At 38.2% G+C, this 6,691-nt stretch carries 7 protein-coding genes and 2 pseudogenes; 1 reads left to right on the forward strand and 8 read right to left on the reverse strand.

Going from position 1 to position 6,691, the window contains the following annotated elements:
- Positions 1-3 precede the first annotated feature (3 nt).
- From VIK44_RS08940 to VIK44_RS08955, 5 genes and pseudogenes are all read right to left on the reverse strand, one after another.
- Positions 4-1,026 (reverse strand): ABC transporter ATP-binding protein, encoded by a 1,023-nt coding sequence (locus VIK44_RS08940; RefSeq protein ID WP_331553538.1) that lies wholly within the window; start codon positions 1,024-1,026, stop codon positions 4-6.
- Positions 1,023-1,715, reverse strand: a complete 693-nt coding sequence (locus tag VIK44_RS08945; protein ID WP_331553539.1) for a GTP-binding protein — start codon at positions 1,713-1,715, stop codon at positions 1,023-1,025. Before VIK44_RS08945 ends, VIK44_RS08940 begins: the two co-directional genes overlap by 4 nt.
- 111 nt (positions 1,716-1,826) lie before the next feature.
- A pseudogene (locus VIK44_RS14240) lies at positions 1,827-1,949 on the reverse strand (ABC transporter substrate-binding protein); the annotation flags it as partial.
- 228 nt (positions 1,950-2,177) lie between these two features.
- Complete coding sequence (locus VIK44_RS08950; RefSeq protein WP_331553540.1) at positions 2,178-2,984, reverse strand: alpha/beta hydrolase; 807 nt, start codon at positions 2,982-2,984, stop codon at positions 2,178-2,180.
- Between the two features lie 32 nt (positions 2,985-3,016).
- On the reverse strand, positions 3,017-3,655 hold the full coding sequence (locus VIK44_RS08955; RefSeq protein WP_331553541.1) for a DUF2179 domain-containing protein: 639 nt from the start codon (positions 3,653-3,655) through the stop codon (positions 3,017-3,019).
- Between the two features lie 349 nt (positions 3,656-4,004).
- Between VIK44_RS08955 and VIK44_RS08960 the strand changes: the two genes are divergently transcribed.
- Complete coding sequence (locus VIK44_RS08960) at positions 4,005-4,652, forward strand: TetR/AcrR family transcriptional regulator (RefSeq protein ID WP_331553543.1); 648 nt, start codon at positions 4,005-4,007, stop codon at positions 4,650-4,652.
- A gap of 170 nt (positions 4,653-4,822) precedes the next feature.
- Here the strand turns inward: VIK44_RS08960 and VIK44_RS08965 are convergent, their stop codons facing one another.
- The 3 genes and pseudogenes from VIK44_RS08965 to VIK44_RS08975 all read right to left on the reverse strand — a co-directional run.
- On the reverse strand, positions 4,823-5,803 hold the full coding sequence (locus VIK44_RS08965; protein WP_331553545.1) for a uroporphyrinogen decarboxylase family protein: 981 nt from the start codon (positions 5,801-5,803) through the stop codon (positions 4,823-4,825).
- A 28-nt stretch (positions 5,804-5,831) separates the two neighbouring features.
- Positions 5,832-6,464, reverse strand: a complete 633-nt coding sequence (locus VIK44_RS08970) for a corrinoid protein (RefSeq protein WP_331553546.1) — start codon at positions 6,462-6,464, stop codon at positions 5,832-5,834.
- 61 nt (positions 6,465-6,525) lie between these two features.
- Positions 6,526-6,691 (reverse strand): annotated as a pseudogene (locus VIK44_RS08975) (methyltetrahydrofolate cobalamin methyltransferase); the annotation flags it as partial.

Here is a 6,691-nt window from a genome sequence, read left to right on the forward strand (position 1 = left end):
TTTTCATAACTTTAATAATTCTTCTGTTATCTGCTCTCCGGTACGCAGGCAGTTACGCAGTTTTAACAGTGTATTGTCAAACTTTTCAATGGCTTCAAGGCTTTGCTTTTCGACCTCGGACGTTTCAATAATTTTAACAATTCCCCCATTTTTAATAACAATCCGTTTATCGGCACTCAGTGCCAAAAGAGGATCATGGGTCGAAACAAATATGATCTTTTCCTTTTTTGCTAAAAGCGATAAGGCCTGTCGTCTATCAATCCCGGCATTTTCAATTTCGTCAATCAGGACGATGGGAGAATCGCTCATATAAGCGGTATCCGCAATCATGAGTGCTCTGGATTGTCCGCCGCTGAGTTGGGTCAACTTTGTGTCTTCAAAAAAATTTTCGCCAGTTAGCTGATTGGCACGCTGAAAACATTTTTCCACCACCGCATTTGCGTCAGGGGTTAATCTGCATCTTGCATGCATTTCCAGGAATTCACGAACCGTCAGATCCATGACAAAATTCATATTCTGGGAAAGTTGAGCCACCAGCTTGCCATCCATTTCAAAACGCTGACTGTCGTTAATTCCAACACCATTGACCATGATTTGTCTGTGTGTAGGAGTATCCCTTTGTGCCAGGCATTCTATATCGTTTAGCAATCTGCTCTTACCCGAACCTGTAGGCCCTACAATACTGATAATCTCTCCGGCCTTGATGATCAGACTGATATTTTCCGGCTCCTTTAATTTGTTAATCCCACCATTAATCGTAATCGATGAGACACCATTAAGGGGAGTCAGCGTTTGTGAGAAAGTTTCAAGAAACACACAAAAATTCCTTAATACATCGTCTCTGTCCAAGTCGAATTCTTCGAGGATTTCATCTTCAATTTCCTCCAATGCATGTTCCAGCGTCAGATCTTTTGAAATGTTCTCTAATCGGAAATTGGCCAGAAAGTCTGAGGCAATGGGATATTGATGCATGAGTTCTGCCAGACTCTGACTATTGATAAGTTTCATAAAATCCTGGGCTATCATATTTTCTTAAACTCCATTTTCTTCATCATTCCCATTTGGTAGGGTTCACCTATTTTTGTTTCACCTGTGCAATAGGAACAAATCGCTGCAGGCGTCGTAAAACGCAATTTCATATCCCGGACCGTATGGATATCCGCAGTTTTCTGTAAATGTTTTGCCAGCAAAAATGACCCCTGGCCTGTGATCCCATTAATAAATATGATCATTGCCGATAGATTCACCTGTTTGATATTAAAAGCAAATACTTCTCTTTCTGCCTGAGAAACGATATCACCTTTTGTCACGACGACAATATCAGCAAACTTCAACATCGGACCAATTTTACGAGGCGTGTTAACACCGGATAAATTGTCGATGACACAAATAGACAAAATGCCTTTAATGTATGGAGAACAGCGGTTACAAAGACCGGCGCTTTCAGTGATGAGCATATCAAAATCGGATTGTAACCCCCATTGAACAGCATCCTCTATGTTGCTGACAAAATAGTGGTCAGGACATATTTTACCGGAAAATCCCATCTGAATCGGTATGTCCGCTTCTTCATAGCTTATATTATCAAATGACGTCAAACAATCAAATTTTACAACGCCAATACTGCCTTTAGGCATATCCATGCACTCAATCAGCTTTAAAATAACAGACGTCTTTCCTGAAGAGGGTGGTCCGGCTACCGTAATTAATTTCATTTTTTACCTTCCTTGCATTTTTTTGTGTTTTGTAAGAGTCCAACCCGTAAATCCTTGAACCGACAAAGTAGTATCATAAGACTACTTTGCCGGTTTTTAAATACTATACCATTATTCTGCAGATTTTAAAAGTGAATTTGCCACCAATGCTTTATATTGGTCTTCTGTTAGATCACAATGATAGAACAACTTATATTATCTGGCTGCTTCTTTATAAACATCGTATTGAACTTTATATCGATTATTTAAATGTAATCATTTTTCATTATGTTTTGTTATGTTTTGTTATTTTATTATATAACAAGCTATCTCTTCATGTCAAGCCAACTGTATTAAATGCAGCACTGAAATATAACTTCCATTTAATGTATTATCATTAAAACAAACGTAAAAAAAGCACCTTGCAATTTCCTCTGCAAAGTGGTTTTAATATCGTTATATGGCGTCCTCTTAAGGACTTTATTAGTCCCGTGCAAAACTGCTTATGAATTCGTCTATTGCTCTGTTCACATCGATGTAATTATCCGCATTGGAAAAGTGTGCTGCATTTTTAATCACCTGGATGGGATAGCCATCATGTTTTGCCCATTCCCGGCAATATTGCATCACTTTTCCAGTTTTATCATGTTCGCCAATCAGTATCAGAACAGGAAAATCAAAATGCACGGGCTCTGTTCTTGTAAAAACATCTGCGTATGCGATTCCAATTTGCTCACAGATGTCCTGTTTACTTAAGTGTGCCAGCATTTCTATCATTAAATCATAGGCATATTTCGTCTCTGAAACCGATTTTGCCATCCCCCACCGCAATAAACGGTCAGGAAAACATCGCGCTATTGGCTCAACATGTTTTAACCACCATTGGTCAGATTTCGAATAATAGCATAATCCAAAAGGTGTTGTATCAACGGCAATAAATGCTTGTACTCTTCCAACGTAACGAATTGCAAACTCTTGACAGGGATACCCACCCATTGACATTCCCACCAAAATTACCTTTTCAATTTTTTCTGCTTCAAGTATGGCGAGTAAATCCTTTGCGGTGTTTTCATAGGAGAAATTACTGTATGGACGCGATTCCCCGTGCAAAGGAACATCCCAGGTAATGATGGTATATTCTCCGGAAAAATAGTCGATCTGTTTTTCGAACATTGTATGATTAGCTGTCAGTCCATGAGTGAATACAATAGATTTTGCATCGGCATATGCGTTTCTGCTAATCCAGTAATATGTACTGCCACGTTCTGAGTGAACACTTTTCTTTTCCAATGCTCTTACCTCCCATTAATCACCTTATGGTCTTATTGATCTTTTAACCAATTTTGCTTTAATTGCGATACTTCAGACTTTATGTCATTAAACATCTTTCCGATAGCATTTTTTAATTTGCTTTCATCTGTATTAATAGATTTCCTGTTGCATTTTATCCGCTTCCTCATTATTTCAGTTAAGTAACCACCGCGAAACATTTTTGGCTCAAAGGCCATTATAAATGCTGTTGGTTCACTATCATGAATTATTTGAAGTAGCTTGGCTTCTCTTTTTCTTTTTGTCAATATATCAAAATTAGTTCTTTTACCATACTTACCTTCTCCGAAATAAACGGTAACTCCAAACCCTTCATTTCTTAGAACATCGACTAACGTTTCATTATGATGATCAATATTTACGTGAACACTGGAAAAACCAATTGCCAGTTTTTGTTCAACTAAAATACCGACAAATAATCCTAATGCAAATCCGATTGCATACACGACCATTTCAATAAATTTTTGCTCTCCTGACAACACAATCGTTAATCCAAATATATACACGATTGCTTCAAGAAACCCAAAGAACGCAGTGAGTATTTTTAAGTTTTTCACCATACAAATTGTACGCAAGGTTAGCATTGGTACAAACAACAATTGAACGATAATGATTAAAAATAATTTTGACATATGACCTCCTGTTTTGCTCTGATAAAAATTATTTTATCTGCTATATCTGCACAGAAAAATTATGAGAATGATAAAATAGACCCTCTGAAATCATAAGTGTCAGAGTATTTGATCGCCCTTCTTATTAACTTATCTTATATCAGTGTAGCATGCTTTTTAAAAAAATACAAAATTGATTATATTGATGCTTTGGTAAAGAATAATCGATAGAAGAAATCCAAAATTTTGAAGAGAAACAATGAAGAAACTTTGGATACTAACTTCCCAGGTATTCTGCCTCCTTGCGTATACTTGTTGAATTCCTCAAACTATGATATTCTTTAGAACTAGTAACAAAAAGGAGAACATCATGTACGAAAAAGGTATCCAGACACGAAATCATCTTTACACTACTGCAAAAAATCTTTTCTATACTCATGGCTATGAAAAAACAAAAATAAAAGACATCGTTCAAACAGCTGATACTCCCATTGGTCTTTTTACCTATTACTTTAAAACTAAAGATAAAATTGTTCAGGAAATATATTTGGAGTATTATAAAAAAATCAATGCCCATATGAATGAATCAAAGGTTGCCGGAATTGAAAATTCCATTCTGCGACATACGGTTCTAAGCTGGATTTATTATGATCGCATCCTCAATAATGACAATAATCGACGTTTTTATTTTGAAATCCTGAAAAAAGGCTCAAACTATCGCATTGCCAATAAATTTATTAGTCATGTCTACCGTCGTTATATTGATGAATATCATATTGTGATCAGTGAAAATGAGTTCAACAATCTTCTTTATATCGATTTTGGAGGGCGTCGGGAATATTTCCTGAAATATTTCGAGACACCCCTCAATGATTCTGTAGATGAAGTGATTTTTTTGTTAAACGGCATTATTCCACGGTTGCTGGGTATCGATCAGCAAGAAATCACAACCCTTCTTTCCAAAGGGATCCAAATTGCTAAAACCATCAGGAGTGACTCTATCCATTTTCTTTCTTAGTTTTAAAATCAGGCCTCTGATTTCGAAGTTTTTTTCTGCCAAAAAGCAAACAAAGACTGTCAATAATTGGCAGTCTTTGTTTGTTGATAAAGGTTATTTATTCGTCATCCGAAAAGCTGATCAAGTACGAAAAAGATCAAACAGTTTCAGATTCTTATTAATCCTGGTTTTTAAAACATGAAGCTGGTCATTCGGTCAATTTCTTCATCCGTTGCTTCATAGACCCCAGGGAATGAACTGACATTCAGACCCTGGCTTGCACCAGGAATAAAGTATAATTTACCACATTCTTTACAGGCTCTTTCTACATTTTCTCCAATGATTTCCCTGGTCCAGCCTGGAAAGTCAATCACACCACTGTCGATGTCGCCCATAAATGTTATTTTTCCACCATATTGCTTAATCAGCTCAGGAACTTTATTGGTTGTCATTACCCCCTGCCAAATATCGATGCCCATTTCAAGCATAGAAGGCACCAGATTCGCTGCGTAGCTGTCACTGTGATGAATGATGAGTTCAACGCCATTGTCTTTATAGTAGCCATATATTTTCTTATAGGCCGGTTCAAAGAATTCTTTGAACATTTCTGGCGAAATAAATGAATTAATCTGGCTGCCCCAGTCATCATGATGGAAAAGTGCGTCAGGATGAAGATGATCAATAAATTCTTTTGCAAGTTTCAGTTCAAATTCAACAATGTAATCAATGAGTTCATGCATGGCTTCCGGTTCTTCATAATAGGCCATTAATGCTTCTTCCATACTCATGAGGTAATGGGTCATTTCAAAAATACCGGGTGCGACAAAAACGGTGACGTACTGGTCATTACGATCAACAGCCTCTGCTTCTTTTATGGCTATCGCCCATGATTCCTCAGAACATTCAACGGATGGCATTTTAACAACGTCTCTCCATTTTGTAATGTCCTTAATGACAATATGTTCAGGGTCATGCACAGGGAAAGCACCTAATTGACCTTTTGGCCATCTTACTGTAACTCCCCATTCATTGACGATTTCCCCACCGATAGGAGGCTTAATCCGAGTAATGGGAGTTTTCATCATCATAGCAAACGCTTCGTACTGTTTTACAAATCGATCCGGATTCCCACCCTTCATCACTTCTACTAAATTCTGTCTTTTGGTTAACATATTGATTCCTCCTTGTTTTTATTTGGTATTATGCGATTGCTAATTCTTTGGCTTTGACGGCGGCTGGTCCGGCATCGGGAGCAAAGGCATCTGCCCCAATTTCTGCTGCGAATTCAGGTGTAACCGGCGCACCGCCAACGATGACCTTGAATCCTTTTAATCCGCTGGCTTTAATGGTAGCAACGGCTTCTCTCATAGCTGGCATGGTTGATGTCAAAAGACCTGAGCATGCCACTATTTTCACATTCGAATTTTCTTTAATGGCTTCAACAAATTTTTCGGCTGGTACATCAACTCCAAGATCCACCATATCGAATCCGGCACTTTCAATCATTAATGAAACCAGGTTTTTTCCGATGTCATGCAAATCGCCTTCAACCGTACCAATAATACAGGTCCCTAACTTGGAAGAGCCATCACCTGCTAAAAGAGGTTTAAGGACTTCCACACCTTTTGACATTGCTTTGGCGGCGATGAGCATTTCAGGAACGAAAATATCACCTCTTGAGAATTTTTCACCAACCACACCCATGGATTCGACCATGGCCTGAAGAATCTCTTCCGGGCTATTGCCTTCATCAATTGCTTCCTGTACCAAACCCGGAACGAGTTTGGACTTCCCTATTTCTACTTTTGCTTTTACTTCATCAATTTTTGACATGCTTTCTTCCTCCTGATTAATTTATTTGTACATCGTTATTTCTTGTGCTGTGCTGCCTGTCTTATTTTGCTACAGGGCCAAAAATGCCTTCTCTGTAAGCGCCAATGTATTCCATACAGTATTCATCTTCGCCTAAGAGTGCTTCTGTTGCAAAGATGATGCCCATGAGATCTCTGTTGGTGGGATCAAGAATGGCGCTGTCCAGTCCGGCATTCATTGCCAGAACC

It is taken from the genome of Acetobacterium sp., from assembly GCF_036508315.1.
Lineage (GTDB): Bacteria > Bacillota > Clostridia > Eubacteriales > Eubacteriaceae > Acetobacterium.